Raw genomic sequence first — 18,860 nt, 5'->3', positions numbered from 1 at the left:
TGAAATAAAAGCACCGCCACAGTTTATAATATGTGGCGGTGCTTTTTGAATTATTGAAGTTCATTTCTCGTATCGATCAATTCCTCAATCGAGTCAAAATCCTGAACGAAACCTAGATGAATTGCTTCCCAAAGATAATAGGACGCAATGGAACGATTGGGTGCCCAAAGCGGTGATTTCTCAATAAGTAGTTGACGGCGTTCGGATTTTTCCACTCCATATAGCCATTGTGCAGATCGCTGGATTCCTACATCATCGATCGCAAGCACGTCTTGACGGCCGAGTGATAAAATCAAAAACATTTCTGCTGTCCATTTACCAATCCCTTTGACATGGATCAATTGCTTGAGAATTGCGTTATCATCATAGTCTGCAATATTCCGAAGATCCAGCTCACGGTTCGCTATTTTATCCGCAAGGTCCTTTACATACTCGGCTTTTCTCATAGTCAAGCCGACTTCCCTAAATTTTTCCAAAGACGTGGCTAGCAATCCGTCCACTGTTATACGACCTCCGAGCAAATGTAGCAAACGTGCGTAGATGGCACTTGCGGCACTTACTGAAATCTGCTGACCTATGATGGATCGTACAATAGAAGATAGATAATCTGATCGTAATGAAACTTCAATATCACCAATGAGTGTAATCAATTGTTTAAGTATAGGGTCCTTCGCGCAAATAGATTTGACTACAGGATCTTGTATACGAATTCGAAGTGTTTCCAAATCGCTCACCTCTTATCTTGAAGTTAACTAGTAAAGATTCAAACGCCATCCTTCAACCATTTTGCTGTTAGCGTGTCCGCAGACAGCATTTCTTGCGGTGTTCCTTCAAAGAGTATGGTACCTCCACGTTTCCCACCGCCCGGACCTAGCTCGATTACCCAGTCACTGGCTGCAATGAAGTCTAGATTATGTTCAATGATGATCACGGAATTCCCTTTGTTTACAAGTCTTTGGAACAATTCAAGCAGCTTATCATTATCGCTCATATGCAACCCTAATGACGGTTCGTCTAACAGGTAGATTTGTCCTTCATTTTGTAAGTGACTCGCCAGTTTAAGTCGTTGAATTTCTCCACCGCTAAACGAACTAGTTGTTTGTCCTAATGTGAGGTAATTTAAACCGACTTCATCCAGCATATCCATTCTTTTTAATATCTTCGGCGAAACAAAATACTCTTGTGATTCGTCTACTGTCAACTCCAAGATTTCTGCGATGTTCTTTCCACGGTACACATAGGAAAGAGCCTCATCGGAATAGCGTAACCCGCCGCAAGCCTCGCAAACTACTGTTACCGGATCTGCAAAGGCGACATCAGGAGTGGTGACTCCTTTTCCATCACATACTGGGCAAGCGCCTAATGAGTTAAAGCTAAATAGACCAGCCGGTTGTCCCGTTTCTTTCGCAAGGATCTGCCGTATGTCATCCATGATTCCCATATAGGTAGCTAGCGTCGAGCGGCTAGAGATTCCGATACGGCCTTGGTTAACTTTAATTATATCGGGGTATTTTGCTGAGAACGCTTCAAATAGTAAAGAACTCTTCCCTGAACCTGAAACACCGCAGACAGATACGAGAACGTTTTTAGGGATATCAATCGATACATCCTTTAAGTTATTATTATTCGCTCTAGTCACGGAGAAATGTCCATTTGACTCACGTGGGTTCTGATTGATTTCTAATTTGTGATCAAGTTTCGTTAATGCAGAAGCATTCTGTAATCCATTTGGCTCACCTTGATAAACAATCTCCCCACCAGCAGCACCAGCGCCTGGCCCCATTTCCACAATTTCATCCGCTACCTTTATAACGGATAAATCGTGTTCAATCACGATGACGGTATTATGGTTAGCTTTCAAGCTTTGTAGCATTTGAATGAGCATATCCACTTCTTCTGGATGAAGGCCAGCACTTGGCTCATCGAAAATATACGTAATATTGTTTAAACTGCTACCTAAATGCCGTGCGATTTTCACACGTTGCGCTTCTCCACCAGAAAGTGTCCCCATTTTTCTTGATAGACTTAAATAGCCAAGTCCTAAGTCAATTAGTTGCTCTACATTGGGGATTGCTTGTTGCGCAATAGACTCACCTAAAGGATCACGTATGTTTTTTAGTTCTGGCAGAAGCTCTGTCAGTTCCAAGTGATCGTACGCAGCGATATTGAAACCGTTAATTTTAGACTTCAACACTTCAGGATTTAATCCTGAACCATCACAGGTTGGGCATAATGTGTGTGTCGATACAGCTAGAACATCTTCTTGTGATGTTTGTTTGAGCTTTGAGATATCTCGATTAATATAAAGACGTACAAATCTAGGTAATAAGCCATCCCACTCATGATCATGCGGACCATCTTTCGTATGGAATGGTGCAAACACTCTTTCACCTTCAGGAGGACCATAGATCAATAAATTGTATTGATCTGGTGGGTACTCTTTAATTGGCAAATCGGGGTCGAATAATCCACCTGTCATCATCCATCTACCTTGCCAACCAGAAGGGGACAAGGGCTTAAACTTTACGGCGTACTCACGAAGTGACTTGTCCAAGTCGATAATTTTATGCAAATCAGGGTACACGACTTCACCGAAACCATTACACTCTGGACATTTACCAAATGAACTTTGACTGGAGAAATCAGTAGCCGAGCCAATTGCAGGTGTACCGATGCGCGAGAACAAAAGACGGATCAATGGATGAATATCCATATACGTCCCAACTGTCGAGCGAGTATTACCCCCAACAGGTTTTTGCTCCACCACAATAACTGGGCTCAAATGCTGCATTAAATCAGCACGTGGCCGTTCGTAACGAGGCATTTGGTTTCGTACATACAGTGGGTAATTCAACGTCATCTGACGTCTACTTTCCGTCGCAAGCGTATCAAACACGACCGAGCTCTTGCCCGACCCAGATAAGCCAGTAAACACCGTAATCTGTTCCTTCGGCAAATTTAAATCTATATCTTTCAAATTGTTTTCTCGTAGTCCGCGCAAAACAATCTCATCTTTGATTTCCTTCATACAATAGCCCTCCTGTACAACGTAAATACTAGTCTTGCTAGATGATTTCCCTATTTTATAGAAGTTACACTATGTAATTTGGGGAAATTGAGGGGGGGCAGTATAAAGAGCTGCTTCCAACACTTTGCTAATGCTAAACGATCAATTTTATGTGGTATTTAGTTGAAAAAGTGATTAATTAACGTAAGCGAAGTCGTCTGCGCTCATTAATTCCGTTAAGCGCTCATACTTTCGCTTCAACCGCTCTTAACTTCCAGCAACCGCTCATACTTCACCCGTATCCGCTCTATACTGCATTCTAACCGCTCATAAACTAGTTATAACCGCTCAATCCACACTGTATCTACATCAAATTCTGAACATAATCTGCTTTTGAATTAAAATAAGATCTTAGATAACACTAATTCGCCCTCCATATCACTCCAAACATAAAATCTAACAGTTTCAAACGAATCCATTGTATAACGAACTGATTTGGTGTATACTCAGGAGTGCCATAGAGAGTATTCAGGTAATCGCTGCAACTTCGGTTGTAGAGGAAAGTCCATGCTCACACGGATCTGAGATGACCGTAGTGTTCGTGCTCGGTGAAAAAATAAGCCGGGGCAATGCATCTGCATTGATGGCGGGAATAACTCCTAAGTCTTCGGATATGGACTAGATTCTCTGAAAGTGCCACAGTGACGTAGTCGGCATGGAAACATGTCGAGTGGAACGGGTAAACCCCACGAGTGAGAAACCCAAATTATGGTAGGGGCGTTCTTCCAAAAGAATTCAATGGAGGAAGGAACAGGCAATTGTCTGTAGATAGATGATTACCACTTCAAGTACGAGGCGCGAGCCGTTTGAGTACCGAAGAACAAAACATGGCTTACAGAATATTCTATGGCATTTATCTTACAATTAGCTCTCCTACAGTTTTGGGAGAGTTTTTCTTTTTATAGAAACGAACGTATACATATACCTTTCTAAAGATAGAAGGGACATATTGACCGAAAGAAGAGAATGGAGTGTTGAAACATGAGTAAATACAATTTAGTAGCAACTGCTGCCATGGGACTCGAATCCATCGTAGCATCTGAAATAAAAGATCTTGGTTATGACTGCCAAACAGAGAACGGAAAAGTCTATTTTACGGGTGACGAAGAAGCAATCGCTAGAACGAATATGTGGTTGCGTGTAGGTGACCGTGTTCGGATTATTGTCGGCGAATTCAAAGCCTTTACATTCGATGAGTTATTTGAACGTACGAAAGCTTTGCCATGGGAAGAGTTCTTGCCGGTAGATGCCGCTTTCCCGGTTTCGGGTAAATCCGTCAAGTCAAAATTATTTAGCGTGCCAGACTGTCAGGCGATCGTGAAAAAAGCGATTGTGGAACGATTGAATGGCGCGTATAAACGAACTGGATTCTTAAGTGAATCAGGTCCACTTTTTAAATTAGAAGTTTCTATATTAAAAGATAAAGTAACATTGACAATAGACTCAAGTGGCCAAGGCTTGCATAAACGCGGCTATCGTATGGCCCAAGGGGATGCACCACTAAAGGAAACGATGGCAGCTGCACTCGTTAAGCTTTCTAAGTGGAACCCGAATCGTCCATTTGTAGACCCGTTCTGTGGTTCTGGTACGATTGCTATCGAAGCCGCGATGATTGGACAAAATTTAGCGCCAGGTTATAATCGTTCTTTCTTAAGTGAAGAATGGCCTTGGATGACAGCAAATGTGTGGGATCGTGTTCGCGAAGAAGTAGAAGACGTTGCGAAATATGATTTACCACTTGATATTCGTGGCTTTGATGTAGATCATAATATCGTCGCTGTGGCACAGCGGAATGCTATGGAAGCAGGATTTACAGATTTGATTTCATTCGAACAGCGAGACGTGCGTGATTTGAGTCTTGAAGGACAAAATGGAGTTTTGATCGCCAACCCACCATACGGTGAACGACTTGGTGAAGTGGAAGAAGCAGAAGATATTGCAGAAGTACTTGGTGAGATTATGAAACAATATCCATCATGGTCCGTATATATTTTATCTTCACTTGAAAACTATGAAACGATGTACGGCAAACGTGCAACGAAAAAACGTAAACTATTTAACGGTTTCATCCGTACTGATTTATATCAGTTCTGGGGACAGCGTTCATAATTAGACGGGCAGGAAGAGGAGTAGATCCCTCTTCCTTTCGCTTGCAATCAGGAGGAGTCAGTATGAGTACAAAAATTCCATTTGAGTTGGATAAAGGGCAAACGTTTTATGAATCTCTCAACGATTGGCTCGGAGATACGTTATATGATGATTTAACAGAAAAAGGATTCGAATGCCGTGATGAGCAAATTTATATGGCATTTCAAATAGAAAAAGCACTGAAAGAAAAAAACGTCTTGCTTGCAGAAGCAGGAGTAGGTACAGGAAAAACGATTGCCTATTTACTACCGGCTATTGCGTATGCACGTTATACAGGTAAGCCAGCTGTAATTTCCTGCGCGGATGAAACACTGATCGATCAATTGATCAAAGAAGAAGGCGATATTCAGAAATTGAGTACCGCACTCAATATGACAGTGGACGTACGTTTGGCGAAAGCGCGTAATCAGTATATTTGTCTAAAACGTCTGGAAGAAACAAGCATGAAGACGAACGAGGATTTTGTCGATTTAGTTGAAGATCAGTTACCGGAATTCGTGAATGCGGAGCGTTCTTTACAGTCGGTCTATCCTTATGGTGAGCGTTCAGATTATCCTTATTTAGCTGATGAAGAGTGGGAAATGATCAATTACCATCCAATTATGCAATGTGCAGCTTGTGATATTCGTAATCGTTGTGGGCAAACGATTCATCGTAATCATTATCGTGAAGCTGCTGACTTGATCATTTGTTCACATGACTTCTATATGGAGCATTTATGGACAAAAGAATCCCGTGTTAGACAAGGTCAGTTACCTTTATTACCTGAAGTATCAATGGTTGTTTTTGATGAAGGACATTTGCTTGAGTATTCCGCACAGCGTGCATTGACATATGAAGTGCAAGAACAAACGATTATCAATTTGCTTGAACGTATTATGGTTGACGGCATCCGAGAGAAAACGTTGCAGTTAATGGAGCAATTACTCGAAACACATGAACTGTTTTTCAAACAGTTGAAAAGTAATGCCGTTCAACATGACAATGAACGTCTGACAATCGAAAAGAATCAGGAAATGATGAAGCTTGCTAAGACAGCAGTCGCATTATCGCATGAACTTCTCGAAGAATTTGTTTTTGAAGGCGAATTATATGTGATTCCTGAGTACGACTTAAAAATTGTCGAAGAGTATTTGGAACAGTATATTTATTCAATGGAGCTATTTGCGGGTGACAATGACGCAGTAGATTGGCTTGAAAATCGTCGTGAAGAAAGTACTTTGCTCATTATGCCGCGACTTGTCACGTCTATCTTGAAAGAGAAGTTATTCACTGGAACGATGCCGATTATCTTCTCTTCTGCTACATTGTCAGTTGAGAAATCATTTGATTACTTGGCATACAGCTTAGGTATCGTAGATTATCAATCATTTTCAATCGCATCACCATTCGACTATGAAAATGTCATGAAAATTCATTTAGAACAAGGCAATACGCAAGAGAACATCACGCGTCTTTCCGAACTTCTCGAAGAAGAGGAACAGACATTGGTATTGTTCAGTTCCAAGCAATCGATGATGGAAGCCTATGATCAATTACCGCTCGAACAAAGTGTCATGGTGACGTATGAAGGGGAACGTTCCTTATCGTCCTTAGTGAAAGATTTCCAACAGCAGAAAGTGAATGTCTTCTTCTCTTATCATTTATGGGAAGGTCTGGATTTGCCGAATGACGCGTTGACTCGTGTCATCATCTTTGACTTACCGTTTCCACCGCATGATCCGCTATTCCAAGCTAGAAGGGAATTTGCGGAAGATCCGTTTGACGAAGTGGACTTACCATTTATGCTATTGCGTTTGCGACAAGGAATTGGACGATTAATTCGAACGAGCGATGACCACGGTACAATTCATTTATTTGTAAAACCAGAGAATATAGAATTATTACCGGTCATGGAACGTGTGTTGCCTGTACCATTCTCGTGAACAAGATAGAAAAAGCGTGCAGACATCGGAGTTCCGATATCTACACGCTTTTTGCCTGTCATCGTTCTTCGTCAATGGTAAGCAATAAATTTAGCGTCTGGCCATCTTCAAACTTCACTGGGATTTGAAATGCCTGCTTAAAGCCATAAAACTTTGTTTGTCCTGTCATGACAGTAGGTGGTGAAATATCTAGCGTCAGATCAGCCTTTTCTAATACTGTACAAAGGTTTCCCGCAATCATATTCCCGAGTTCTCCAGTAAATGACTCGGCCATTTCTCCTTCGATCTGCATACCGAACATAGCTAGACCGATGTCACTGATAATGGAGTGGGTAGGCTCTACAATTAAACGACCTTTAATATCTCCAATAAGACCGATCAATACACTGATTTCACGTTGTTCATACGGTTGCTGTATAAGGGTGGGAGAAAGCACTTGGAATTTTAATGGAACAACAGTAGTGAGGGAGGCAATCGTTGCATTTAAAACTTTTTGAACATTTGTTGCTGTATCCATCTAAAGGGACATCCTTTCACGAGCGATTTTGTAGTTCAATCATATCACTAAACATATCTAAAAGACTAGATAAATTTTGAATGAATAGTCCTACTATCACTATTCATTCAATTTCCACAAAATTTGCTTGGATGATTATACAAATCACACCTGCATCATACATTCTTCATTATTAAAGTAATACTTATAAAGTAACTATCTATTTTTTCACGCATTAATGGTATGATGAGATGAGTTTAAATTGAAAGGACGACGATTATGTCTACAAATCATGAGTTTTTACAGCAGTCTGCTACATATGGACAAATTTTTTCAAACAATGAAGATGATGAACGCAAAGCAAAGACGACATTACTCGCTAATAAAATAATCGACAAAGAATATACAATTGCTTTTGCTGGACACTTTTCAGCAGGGAAATCTTCGACAATCAATGCATTAACAGGAGACGACCTTTTACCATCTAGCCCTATTCCGACAAGTGCGAATATTGTGAAGGTGCATAAAGCGGATGAGGATTATGCCATTATCCACCGCGTCGATGGAAGTGCGGTGAAATTCAGCGGTCATGGTTTCTCTGAAGGCGTAAAAGCCTACAGTAAGGACGGGGCTGAAGTTTCATTAGTTGAAATTGGTCATACCGAATCTAATTTACCAGAAGGAATTACGGTAATGGATACACCAGGTGTCGACTCGACAGATGATGCACATAGACTATCTACCGAGTCTTCATTGCACTTAGCGGATCTTGTATTTTATACGATGGACTATAACCATGTACAATCTGAAATGAACTTCCGCTTCACAAAAGAATTAATGCGTTATAACAGTAATGTGTATTTAATTATTAACCAGATCGATAAGCACCGTGACAGTGAATTATCATTCGATGAGTTCAAAAAGTCCGTTGAAGATTCGTTTAAGTTATGGGGGGTTGTGCCAAAAGGAATTTTCTACACGTCATTGAAACAACTGGATCACCCGCATAATGACTTTGAAAAAGTTAAGGCGATTGTTGACGGTTCGATTGAACACCGCGAAGAGAACTTTGAACAGAATATTGAACAATCATTATTAAAATTAAAAGATGAGCATATGACATATCTTCAGCAGCAAGTAGATGACTTGAAGGAGAACCATTCGGAAATCTTAAGCGAATCCGAGTGGGAGCAGTTTGAAGAGTTAAATCAAGATTTGAAAGATGCGAAAAAACGTTTAGAACTAGTCTCGGGTGACGAATTCTATGTGAATTTTGAAAAAGAACGCAATGAATTATTATCGAACGCGGGACTAGCGCCGTTTGAAACGAGAGAATTATTAAAAGATCATCTAGAAGCGAAGTCACCGAAATTCAAAGTCGGTTTACTATTTGGCGCGAAGAAGACAGCAGAAGAGCGCGAAAGACGTCGTCAAAAGCTAGATGATAATATTTCAGGTCTAGCCCACACGCAAATCGAAATTTATATGAAGTCTTTGATGAAGAGTTCATTGAAACAAGCAGGGATTTTAACCGATGAGCGTTCACTTGCGATTGATAATATGGATCTGACACTACCGTTTGACGAAGTGGATGAGCAACTACATGTACAAGAAGTGATCACCGGCGAAACCATTTTGAATTACGCAGAGCAAATGAAACGTGCTATTCATTTAGTGTACAAGCGCAAAACGGATAAATGGAAACAGGAAATGTCAGTGATTGCGAAAGAATCCGGTGGCGAGCAATCAGGACCTCTAGTGGAAACGATTGCGGTGTTGCAAGAAAAAGTAGATGCACTAAAAGAAATGAATAAATGGCAAGAGCGTATGGAATGGGTCGATAAAGAAATCGCCAATCCGTCAGCACCGACGCGTATGGGCCGCGATCAACTCGTTGCTAAGTGGGAACAGCCTAAGAAAATTGAAACAATTGAATATGTAGCGAAAGTAGAAGAGCAAGAAACGGTTGCTGAAGAAGTAGAAGAAGTGGTGGAAGAACAACGTCAAATCGTCGATTCAGAAAAAGCAATCATTCATGCACAACACATCGCAGGGTCTGTTGAAGCCATTCCAGGATTTGCAGAAACGGCATCGTATTTGATGACAAAAGCAGATCGCTTAAAAGGGCAAGAATTCACAGTTGCGTTGTTTGGTGCATTCAGTGCGGGTAAATCTTCATTCTCAAACGCGTTAATAGGTGAAAAAGTATTACCTGTTTCACCGAACCCAACAACCGCTGCGATCAACCGAATTCGTCCAGTAAGTGAAACGCACTTACATAATACTGCAGATATCCACTTGAAAGATGTTGCCACGATGACAGAAGACGTAGCGCTCTCTTTCGGTGCACTTGGTATCAATATTTCTTCACTTGAAGATGCTTTCAATAAAACAGATGCTGCGATGAAACAACCACTTGAAGACGAGAACTTGCACATCCATAAGTCGTTCATCAGCGCATTCCAGAGAGGGTATCCACTCTATACGCCTGCACTCGGTACGACGTTGACGGTAGAGCGTGAAGAGTTTACGAAATTTGTTGCACAAGAGGAACGTAGCTGTTTCGTCGAATCGATCGACTTCTTTTATGATTGTGCCTTAACTCGCCACGGTATTACATTAGTGGATACACCGGGAGCGGATTCGATCAACGCGCGTCATACCGACGTAGCATTTGAATATATTCGTAATGCCGATGCGATTCTTTTTGTAACGTACTATAATCATGCATTCGCACGTGCCGACCGTGAATTCCTTATTCAGCTGGGCCGTGTAAAAGATGCATTCGAACTTGATAAAATGTTCTTTATCGTCAACGCAATCGACCTTGCTTCGAATGAAGAAGAAGGAGAAGAAGTAAAAGGCTTCGTTGCGAATGAATTGCAGAAATTTGGAATCCGTAATCCACGAGTGCACGGTATTTCAAGCCTTGAAGCGTTGGAAGGTAAATTAACACAACAACCGAATCCATTAATGGTCGATTTTGAAGAGAAGTTTTATTCATTCCTAGAGCATGATTTGCGCGCGCAAGTTGTTCAGGCTCTGGAAGAAGAAACGACGAAAACAATCGATCGTCTAGCTTCGTTAATCGATAGAACGATTCAAAACCGTTCACGTAAAGCGGAAAGACTAGAGGAACTCGCGACTGCTGAAAAGGCAATTAAAGAGCGCTTTGAAAAGAGCGCAAGTGAGATCTTAGTGAAATCCACTCAAGATGAATTGAGTGAACTTGTCTACTATATTTTGCAACGCGTCTTCTTGCGTTTCGGCGATTTCTTTAAAGAAGGCTATAGTCCGTCCACGTTCGCGAAGAACTCATCGGATAAAGCATTAAAAATTGCGTTGGCGGAAACAGTCAATATGGTAGGCTTTGACTTAACACAGGAATTAAAAGTAACGAATTTGCGTATTCTCCAGTACATGAAGAAGCAGTTGCTAGAACGTCAACGGATGGAAGTTCGGTCATTATCCGAAATGGATCAGTCGATCGTGCCTTCACCATATGAGCCAAATGACAAAGACATGCTGTCATTTGATACGCCATATGAAGAACCTATGGTATATAGTGCGGTCAATAAATCCTTCAAAAATCAAAAATCGTTCTTTGAGCGCGGTGATCGCGATATCTTAAAAGCGAAGCTGGAAGAAATATTGAAAAAAGATGCATCGAGCTATCTTGGCGATCAGAAAGAACGTATTGAGAAGTGGGCAGACTTATGGATCGACGATGAAGCAGAAGCATTACGCGTTCATTTATTGCAGGAAAGTCTAGTGCAAATCGAATCGGAGCGTACATTGCTTGATGGTTCGGAGCAGCTGGAACAATGGCAGAAAACGTATGAAAAAATCCGTCAAGAGGAGTTGGTTCAATGACACAAGTATTCGTATCTATTCACGATATAGAGACAGGTCATGCGAAATGGATCGATGCGCGCTTTTCATTGCAAGATGAAGAACGTGGCAAACTTGATTATCAAAAAGAACACGTAAAAGGCGCTGTTCATTGGGATTTAGCAGAAGATCTTTCAGGCACATCAGTAGAAGGTGGACGTCATCCGTTGCCTTCTACTGAACAGTTGACTGAACTATTCCGTAAAAGTGGACTGGAACGTACGGATACAATTTTGATTTACGACGATGGTGGGAGTCCTTTTGCAACACGTGCTTGGTGGATGTTGCAATATGGAGGCTTCACGGATGTGCATGTTGTAACAGAAGGATATGCTGAATTACGCGAAATCGTTGACGTAACAAGTGACTCTGTAACACCTGCACGCTCAACAGTGGAACCGCAGTGGCAAGATCACCTATATGCAAGTAGAAGGGAAGTCGAAGAAGTGGTGGCGGGAAATCGAGCGTCACAACTTGTCGACGCTCGTTCTGAAGTTCGCTATCGGGGAGAAATAGAACCGCTCTACCACAAGGCGGGCCATATACCGACAGCGCGAAACTTTGATTGGGAACAATTAAAGCAAGATGGGCAGTATGACGTGCAGCAAGCGAAAGAACACTTACAACAAGTTGTGTCACCTGAAGATGATGTCATCGTCTACTGTGGCAGTGGTGTAACGGCTTCCCCTTTATTCGCAGCACTTAAAGAACTGGACTATCCAAATGTAAAACTATATGTTGGTAGTTTCAGCGACTGGATTTCAAAAGACGACGCACCGATCGAAACCGCAATAAGGGGTTGAAACACGATGCAATTTGCATTGCTCGGAGATATTCATTCATCAAAAGAAGATTTGCAAGCCGTTCTGGCGCAAATTGCTAATGAAGCACCTGAAGCGACTCTTATTGGGACGGGTGATTTATACGAATGCACGGTCAGCAAAAAAGACCTTCATGGGCAGATTTATCACACTATCGAAGAAGTGATCAAACATCCGGATGGTATCGATGAGCTATTCACTTTTTCGTCCATTTACGGCAATCAAGAACAACGCATTCTGCTGCTGACCAAGCAAACGGAACCTATACGGGACTTCTTGAACGACTTACCGGAGACTTTGAAGATAGATGAGGCAATCATCATCCACGGTCACCAATGGCCGCATAACGAAGCGGCGGCGTGGCTTGCTGAGCATCTACCAGAATCACGCGTAGTGTTTCACGGACATACCCATCGGTCAGGCATTACAAGCGATGGGAAACACATAGCGATTAACTGGAACGAAGAGATGTCAGTGAGGGGTTCCCGAACGGTGGTCAACGTAGGGGCTGTAGTGGGCTCTAGAGAATGGGTGTTATACGATTCCGAAGAACAAACCGTTAGATTTATGAAAGTGTCACAACGCTAAATAGGTTTATGTCTGACCTGTTTAGTTGAGAAATGAATAGTGAAATAGTAAGGGAAGCATCGCATTTTGCGGTGCTTTTTTATTTTTAAAATCTATTTGTATATCTTTGGTATGACGGCGTTGAAGGTTAAAGAATTATAGGTGGTAAACTAAATATTAGGAATAATTTTGTACTGTTAGTATGATGGAATTACTAAATAAATAGTAGGAGGAGTGTTCAGATGACAAAATATGAATTATCAAACGTGTGGAAGTGGGAAGAAGAGAATTCAAATAGATGGGGGAACCGCCCGACAGCTGGTGAACGTTTTGAACAAAAACTACCGGTCGGAGAGGCACCGTTCCAACTCTATTCACTCGGAACACCGAACGGAATTAAAGTGACGATTATGCTGGAAGAATTAAAAGAGTTGGATGTCGATGGTGCAGATTATGATTTGTATGAAATCAATATTGGAGCCGAGGAACAATTTGGTTCAGATTTCGTCAAGGTCAATCCTAATTCAAAGATCCCGGCCCTAGTTGATCAAAGTCAAAGTCCGCGTTTGGAAATTTTTGAATCAGGATCGATTTTGCTTTACTTGGCTGAGAAATTCAATAAACTGATCCCGACAGATATTCATGGACGGACAGAAACCCTTAATTGGCTATTCTGGCAAATTGGCGCGGGTCCTTATGTTGGTGGAGGATTTGGTCACTTTTTCGCTTATGCGCCAGAGCCAATGAAATACCCAATTGATCGTTTTACTATGGAAACGAAACGTCAATTAGACTTACTAGATAAAATATTAGCTCAGCGTTCTTATATTGCTGGCGACACTTATACCATTGCAGATATTGCGATCTGGTCTTGGTACGGACGTTTAGCTTTAGGAAAATTGTATGAAGGCTCTTATGAATTTTTAAACATGGATGAATATACTCATCTATTGGAATGGTCTCATCGCATTGCGAAACGACCAGGCGTTCAAAAAGGCCTTGCAGCAGAGTATCAGTCGCTGGGGGAGTAATTTTTAAAAAAACAATGTATTGAAGTTTTTTTACAATAGAATTGAAACCTTATATAGACATATCAAAGACAACGAAATAGTGGTTTATTTAACAAAAGGGTGCGATTCTTGTATAAGAGTTTTGCACCCTATTTAGTTATAGGCCAAATTCTTGAACGGGAATTGTACTCTAGATTGGATCAGTTCGGTCGGTCGTATAGAAAAATAAGGGAGATGTTATGAATGAATAAAAATGAATGCCCGAAGTGTAACGGTACTGAGTTTGGTGAAGGTACGGATTTTATGGCCGTTAAACCACTGAACAAAAAGTTATCAGTTGGATCGAATAAAATATTTACCTTCTGTCTGAATTGTGGAGAGGTTGTATCTACAAGGATTGAGAATCCAGGTAAATTTCGGAAGTGAATTGTAACTCTTATCACAATTCTCATCAAAAGGGCGCAGTTATCGTATAAGATTTAAGTTAGAATTGAGCCATTTAACGGAATATAGTGGAGGGTTAAGATGAATAATTACGAGGTTTCAAAAAATAGTGCGACAAATTTAAGCACTAAAATCTTTGTAGCGTTATTAGCTGTTTTAGGACTTAATACTTCGAGGTATGGAACTTACCTTTTAGAAGGTTCTACAAGTCTCTATTATTGGATTATGTTCATCTTGAATTTATTATCTGTTGTTTATGTTCTCATCTTTAAATTAAGCAAAAACGAAACAGATTCAAGGAGAGTTTAAAATACGTAACTAACGAGCGTAATTCTGGAATAAGTATTTGCACTCGGTCTACGATAGGGCCATAATTATTTGAAAGTTTTTGTTTAATTAACTTAAAAATAGAGGTGATCTTATGGAAGGTAACAACGAAAATCAATTGGCAATAAAAAGATATTATTACGGCGATCTCGATTATCAATTCGGCGACTTGCGGATTCCTAACAGCGAAGGTCCCCATCCCGTAGCGGTAGTTATCCACGGAGGTTATTGGAAGTCAGATGTTGCGTTGGATACCATTGCTGACCTTGCTAAAAGTTTAACAAAACACGGAATAGCTACATGGAGTATTGAATATCGCAGGGTGGGACAAGCTGGTGGCGGATGGCCAGGGACGTTAACAGATGCAGCTCTAGCTATTGACTATTTAGCCGAATTGGCAAAGAACGTCAACTTAGATTTAAGTCGTGTCGTGACAATTGGGCATTCGGCAGGGGGACACTTGGCATTATGGTTAGCTGGCCGCCATCGCCTTCCTGAAAAAAGTGCGATTAACACAAGTAACTCGCCATTTGCTGTGCAAGGGGCGATCAGTTTAGCAGGTGTTGCCGATCTTTCCCTTATGGAAGATGTGCTTAGCGCCGGTGAAAAAATTCTGAAGAACAAATTTAATCCTGTGCGGGATTTACTCGGTGGTACACCACTTGAGGTTCCGGAACGTTATGAGCAAGCCTCCCCAATTCGATTGCTTCCACTTGGTGTACCACAAGTACTGATTCATGGTGCATTGGATAATATCATTCCGATTGGGATTAGCCAAGGTTATAAAAAATGGCTGATAGTATGAACGAAAATGTGAAGTTTGTGGAAGTATCTTCTGCTGAACACTTTAAATTAATTGATCCAAAATCTGATGCCTGGTCCATTGTATTAGAAGAAACCCTGGCGCTGTTACAGGGGAATGTAAGTAAATTTTGATGAATTGTCCAAATTTATTCTTATTAATTAACCAATACCGTATAGGATGCCACTGTTTTAATCAGGCATAATTTTTAAATAATACATTAAACAGCTTTCCCAAAATAGATCGCTAAGATATTAAAAAAGATAAAATGGTAAGTTTTTATTAAAAGCAGGGAGGAAAAGAATGGCAAGGCAACAGGATTTCACAGAAGGAAGTATAATCAAACAACTCATGCTTTTTTCAGGACCCATTATGATAACAAATTTACTACAAGCATCCTATCAATTTATCGATAGCTTGTGGGTTGGGAATTTAATTGGTGCGGATGCACTTGGTGCTGTGGCTATTTCCGGGACGGTCGTCTTTACGGTTTTGTCATTCGTCATCGGCTTGAACAACGCTGCATTGACAATTTTATCCCAGCAAAAAGGCAGAGGTAGCGAGTCAGGACTTCGGCGTTATTTAAATGCATTTGTCGTTCTGCTTTCCGGTATGTCCGTCGTACTCGGTATTGCAGGATTTATATTTGCGGAACCACTCTTGCTTTTACTTGGGACCCCTGACGAGATGTTGGCGATGGGCGTTTCGTATTTGCGAATTAATTTTATCGGCATCCTTTTCTTATTCGGCTATAATTTTATTGGTACCGTATTTAGGTCGGTAGGCGACTCGAAGACACCGCTTTATTTTGTGCTAGCCGCAGTTATTTTGAACACAGTACTGGATCCTTTATTTATTTACGTCTTTGGATGGGGAGTTCAAGGCGCTGCTTATGCAACGATATTATCACAGGGAATCGCATTTGCCGCTGGTGCTATTTATTCAGTGCGTAAAAGCCTGGTTCCATTCTCAAAACCACATATTCCAGCGCGCCGAGAAGTACTCGATATATTAAAGTTGGGAATTCCTGCGGGTTTACAGATGAGTGTCATTTCGGCAGGTGTGATGGCAATCATGAGTGTAGTCGCATCATTCGGCCCAGCAGTTGTCGCGGGATACGGGGCGGCACAACGATTGGATAGTTTGATTATGCTGCCAGCCCAAGCACTCGGAACTGCGGTCAATAGTATGGCGGGTCAAAATATCGGGGCAGGCAGATGGGACCGAGTTCATAAAATTACGTTGTACGGGTTTATATATAATTTGATTGTCATGTTTGCGATCGCCATTCTGATCATCCTATTTGCAGATTATGGGATTAAGCTGTTCATAACAGAACCGGAAGCTGCTGATTTTGGTATAAACTATTTAAAGGCGATTGCATTATTTTATCCATTCTTAGGCATTAATTTTGTTTTAAATGGGGCTGTCCGTGCAGCGGGAGCCATGTTCCAAGTGCTTGTGCTAAACATCATTTCTTTTTGGATTCTTCGTTTTCCAATTACGTACATATTGTCAGGCATGATGGGTGAGAAAGGAATTGCACTCGGGATGGGCGTCAGTTTTGTTATTAGTAGTATCGCTGCATTTATGTATTACCGATATGGAAAATGGCGAGAAGTCGAAGCTATCGGGGAATGAATCAAACGACTAGAGTGCGAAGTAATGGATACGAAAAGTATGAAGATCGTTTTATTGAAGCTAATCAAATTCTCGGCAATGAAATATCGCGTGTAATAAGGTGGATATGTGGAATAAAAAAACATGTAACGGGCTATCCTCTTGTCGAGAATTAGGAGGTCATACACTTGCAAAATACACGGAGATTAGGCATGATTTCTTTTATTAGTCTACTTATAGGATTGGTTTTCCTCTGCCTGTTTATTTTTTCAGGTAGACTATTCATTGCAATGCCACTTGGATTTATCCTTCTTGTATTCTCATTCGTTTTAGCCTTGTTTAGCAGAAAAGACAAATTCGGGAGAGTGTCACTTTACGTTTTTCCAATAATTATAGTTATCTACTTATTGTTCTTCGTAGTGATGTATTTATTTTGGCATACACCATAACACACTCACTTAGTTGATCGAAACGAAGGGTGTTGTTCACCGCTTATAAGATACACGTCCAGCTAAAGCGACAAATCGCAACCACTTAACCTCGTGCAAAAAGGTCGTCATGAAGCACGACCTTTTCCGAATAAAAATGGAACAGTAGCAGTACACTCTTTTAGTGACGGTTATAATAGACAATAAAACAGTTCGCTCAGGCTATTCCTTTTGCTTCTTCTGCATCAAAATCGCCTGCCGTGCAAGTGTATCTGCCGTCTTGTTTGTGCTGTCCGCAATCCACTTAATAAAGAAAAAGTCAAACGTCGCTGCCAGTCTCAATGCTTCCTTCAAATGAGGTGCATACTGTTCGTTCTTTACAAACTCCTTCTCCATCGACTGCACGACCACCTTCGAATCCGACCTTACCGACACCATACCTGTTGTCAGATTAGACGCCTCCTCAAGACCTCTCACAAGCGCTTGAAACTCCGCGTGGTGATTATTCGTTGGCTCAATCGTCTCGCTAATCCGAACGTCCTGACCTTCACCTTTAATATACACACCAATTCCGCTTAACCCAGGATTCCCTGCGCTAGCACCATCTATGTACACTTCCAACATAAGATTTCTCGCTCCAATCTGGTAATGAATTGTAAAAAACATAGAAACACTTGCAACATCCTGTCAGCCAACCTAAAATAGAAGGAAGAAAGGTGGGAGTTCTTTTCTAATGGATAAAGTAGTTGTCATGAAAGAAATTAATCAATTGCTCGATATATATTGTGAAGGTTGTTACGTTAAAAAACAACTAACAAGCGAACGAGGTAAAACAGGCGCACATCAATTTTGTATTTCCGACTGTACTGTAGGAGACCAGCTACAATTCCTTGGAAGAGAAATCAACAAGATCAGTACGGCCTCCAAATAAATAATGAAAAAGCATCCCGCAACTGCGTGGATGCTTTGTTTATGTTATAAATTCAGCTGTTTGCGCCGAGATGAGGTTACACTTCATCCTCAAGAGTCGATACGTTAGCCGCCTGTGGACCACGATTTCCTTCAATTACTTCAAAAGAAACTGTTTGACCTTCAGCCAGTGTCTTAAATCCATCGGTAGCAATTCCAGTGAAATGTACAAATACGTCTTCACCATCATCTGCTTCGATAAACCCATATCCTTTGTCACTGCTGAACCACTTCACTTTACCTTGGTGCATAATAATTCCTCCTCGGCAATTAGAAATCCATCTCCACACGTAACGTGCAAGTCTATTATTAAAAACTTGCCCAATACGGCTTCTTACACTATAC

16 protein-coding genes and 1 other RNA gene are annotated in these 18,860 nt (G+C 41.1%); 12 read left to right on the top strand and 5 right to left on the bottom strand.

What is annotated here, in order from left to right; genetic code table 11:
* Positions 1-50: 50 nt before the first annotated feature.
* The gene (locus CSV68_RS03115; RefSeq protein WP_158233482.1) at positions 51-725 is read right to left on the bottom strand and encodes a DNA-3-methyladenine glycosylase family protein; all 675 of its coding nucleotides are present in this window, start codon (positions 723-725) and stop codon (positions 51-53) included.
* 38 nt (positions 726-763) lie between these two features.
* Entirely contained in the window at positions 764-3,028 is a 2,265-nt protein-coding gene (locus CSV68_RS03110) for an ATP-binding cassette domain-containing protein (protein ID WP_099661436.1), read from the bottom strand.
* A gap of 503 nt (positions 3,029-3,531) precedes the next feature.
* On the opposite strand from CSV68_RS03110, the gene rnpB reads away from it, so the two are divergent.
* The 3 genes from rnpB (at position 3,532) to CSV68_RS03095 (ending at position 7,140) form a co-directional block, all read left to right on the top strand.
* Positions 3,532-3,907, top strand: an RNA gene (gene rnpB, locus CSV68_RS03105) — RNase P RNA component class B.
* Between the two features lie 141 nt (positions 3,908-4,048).
* On the top strand, positions 4,049-5,176 hold the full coding sequence (locus CSV68_RS03100) for a THUMP domain-containing class I SAM-dependent RNA methyltransferase (protein WP_099661435.1): 1,128 nt from the start codon (positions 4,049-4,051) through the stop codon (positions 5,174-5,176).
* Positions 5,177-5,238: 62 nt separating this feature from the next.
* The gene (locus tag CSV68_RS03095) at positions 5,239-7,140 is read left to right on the top strand and encodes an ATP-dependent DNA helicase (protein ID WP_099661434.1); all 1,902 of its coding nucleotides are present in this window, start codon (positions 5,239-5,241) and stop codon (positions 7,138-7,140) included.
* Between the two features lie 58 nt (positions 7,141-7,198).
* Here CSV68_RS03095 and CSV68_RS03090 read toward each other — a convergent pair whose 3' ends face one another.
* Positions 7,199-7,657 (bottom strand): chemotaxis protein CheX, encoded by a 459-nt coding sequence (locus tag CSV68_RS03090; protein WP_099634722.1) that lies wholly within the window; start codon positions 7,655-7,657, stop codon positions 7,199-7,201.
* 258 nt (positions 7,658-7,915) lie between these two features.
* Between CSV68_RS03090 and CSV68_RS03085 the strand changes: the two genes are divergently transcribed.
* The 8 genes from CSV68_RS03085 to CSV68_RS03050 all read left to right on the top strand — a co-directional run bounded on the left by CSV68_RS03085 (position 7,916) and on the right by CSV68_RS03050 (position 17,139).
* Positions 7,916-11,509: a dynamin family protein gene (locus CSV68_RS03085; RefSeq protein ID WP_099634723.1), complete on the top strand. Its 3,594-nt coding sequence runs from the start codon at positions 7,916-7,918 to the stop codon at positions 11,507-11,509.
* Positions 11,506-12,330: a sulfurtransferase gene (locus tag CSV68_RS03080; protein ID WP_099661433.1), complete on the top strand. Its 825-nt coding sequence runs from the start codon at positions 11,506-11,508 to the stop codon at positions 12,328-12,330. Before CSV68_RS03085 ends, CSV68_RS03080 begins: the two co-directional genes overlap by 4 nt.
* A gap of 6 nt (positions 12,331-12,336) precedes the next feature.
* Positions 12,337-12,936: a metallophosphoesterase family protein gene (locus CSV68_RS03075; protein ID WP_099661432.1), complete on the top strand. Its 600-nt coding sequence runs from the start codon at positions 12,337-12,339 to the stop codon at positions 12,934-12,936.
* A gap of 221 nt (positions 12,937-13,157) precedes the next feature.
* Complete coding sequence (gene yghU / locus CSV68_RS03070; RefSeq protein WP_099661431.1) at positions 13,158-13,946, top strand: glutathione-dependent disulfide-bond oxidoreductase; 789 nt, start codon at positions 13,158-13,160, stop codon at positions 13,944-13,946.
* Positions 13,947-14,168: 222 nt separating this feature from the next.
* Positions 14,169-14,351 (top strand): hypothetical protein, encoded by a 183-nt coding sequence (locus CSV68_RS03065; protein WP_099634220.1) that lies wholly within the window; start codon positions 14,169-14,171, stop codon positions 14,349-14,351.
* Positions 14,352-14,450: 99 nt separating this feature from the next.
* The gene (locus CSV68_RS03060; RefSeq protein WP_099634219.1) at positions 14,451-14,678 is read left to right on the top strand and encodes a hypothetical protein; all 228 of its coding nucleotides are present in this window, start codon (positions 14,451-14,453) and stop codon (positions 14,676-14,678) included.
* A 112-nt stretch (positions 14,679-14,790) separates the two neighbouring features.
* A complete protein-coding gene (locus CSV68_RS03055) occupies positions 14,791-15,501 on the top strand; it encodes an alpha/beta hydrolase (RefSeq protein WP_233192848.1) in 711 nt (236 codons plus the stop codon).
* A gap of 300 nt (positions 15,502-15,801) precedes the next feature.
* Complete coding sequence (locus tag CSV68_RS03050; protein WP_099661430.1) at positions 15,802-17,139, top strand: MATE family efflux transporter; 1,338 nt, start codon at positions 15,802-15,804, stop codon at positions 17,137-17,139.
* Positions 17,140-17,768: 629 nt separating this feature from the next.
* Here CSV68_RS03050 and CSV68_RS03040 read toward each other — a convergent pair.
* Positions 17,769-18,170 (bottom strand): ribonuclease HI family protein, encoded by a 402-nt coding sequence (locus tag CSV68_RS03040; RefSeq protein WP_099634231.1) that lies wholly within the window; start codon positions 18,168-18,170, stop codon positions 17,769-17,771.
* 109 nt (positions 18,171-18,279) lie between these two features.
* Between CSV68_RS03040 and CSV68_RS03035 the strand changes: the two genes are divergently transcribed.
* Positions 18,280-18,477 (top strand): zinc-finger domain-containing protein, encoded by a 198-nt coding sequence (locus CSV68_RS03035; RefSeq protein ID WP_099634215.1) that lies wholly within the window; start codon positions 18,280-18,282, stop codon positions 18,475-18,477.
* Positions 18,478-18,553: 76 nt separating this feature from the next.
* Here the strand turns inward: CSV68_RS03035 and CSV68_RS03030 are convergent, their stop codons facing one another.
* Positions 18,554-18,766 carry a cold-shock protein gene (locus tag CSV68_RS03030; RefSeq protein WP_083035681.1) on the bottom strand — a complete coding sequence of 71 codons (213 nt, stop codon included), beginning with the start codon at positions 18,764-18,766 and terminating at the stop codon, positions 18,554-18,556.
* Positions 18,767-18,860: the final 94 nt, after the last annotated feature.

The organism is Sporosarcina sp. P29, from assembly GCF_002743265.1.
GTDB lineage: Bacteria > Bacillota > Bacilli > Bacillales_A > Planococcaceae > Sporosarcina.
Note: the sequence above shows the minus strand (reverse complement) of the source record. Positions and strands in the feature narration are given on the sequence as shown.

Coding starts and splice junctions, on each gene's coding strand:
- CSV68_RS03075 (WP_099661432.1), top strand. CDS start 12,337: ATGCAATTTGCATTGCTCGGAGATATTCATTCATCAAAAGAAGATTTG.
- CSV68_RS03060 (WP_099634219.1), top strand. CDS start 14,451: ATGAATAATTACGAGGTTTCAAAAAATAGTGCGACAAATTTAAGCACT.
- CSV68_RS03065 (WP_099634220.1), top strand. CDS start 14,169: ATGAATAAAAATGAATGCCCGAAGTGTAACGGTACTGAGTTTGGTGAA.
- CSV68_RS03085 (WP_099634723.1), top strand. CDS start 7,916: ATGTCTACAAATCATGAGTTTTTACAGCAGTCTGCTACATATGGACAA.
- CSV68_RS03110 (WP_099661436.1), bottom strand. CDS start 3,028: ATGAAGGAAATCAAAGATGAGATTGTTTTGCGCGGACTACGAGAAAAC.
- CSV68_RS03035 (WP_099634215.1), top strand. CDS start 18,280: ATGGATAAAGTAGTTGTCATGAAAGAAATTAATCAATTGCTCGATATA.
- CSV68_RS03095 (WP_099661434.1), top strand. CDS start 5,239: ATGAGTACAAAAATTCCATTTGAGTTGGATAAAGGGCAAACGTTTTAT.
- CSV68_RS03080 (WP_099661433.1), top strand. CDS start 11,506: ATGACACAAGTATTCGTATCTATTCACGATATAGAGACAGGTCATGCG.
- CSV68_RS03050 (WP_099661430.1), top strand. CDS start 15,802: ATGGCAAGGCAACAGGATTTCACAGAAGGAAGTATAATCAAACAACTC.
- CSV68_RS03030 (WP_083035681.1), bottom strand. CDS start 18,766: ATGCACCAAGGTAAAGTGAAGTGGTTCAGCAGTGACAAAGGATATGGG.
- CSV68_RS03100 (WP_099661435.1), top strand. CDS start 4,049: ATGAGTAAATACAATTTAGTAGCAACTGCTGCCATGGGACTCGAATCC.
- yghU (WP_099661431.1), top strand. CDS start 13,158: ATGACAAAATATGAATTATCAAACGTGTGGAAGTGGGAAGAAGAGAAT.
- CSV68_RS03040 (WP_099634231.1), bottom strand. CDS start 18,170: ATGTTGGAAGTGTACATAGATGGTGCTAGCGCAGGGAATCCTGGGTTA.
- CSV68_RS03055 (WP_233192848.1), top strand. CDS start 14,791: ATGGAAGGTAACAACGAAAATCAATTGGCAATAAAAAGATATTATTAC.
- CSV68_RS03090 (WP_099634722.1), bottom strand. CDS start 7,657: ATGGATACAGCAACAAATGTTCAAAAAGTTTTAAATGCAACGATTGCC.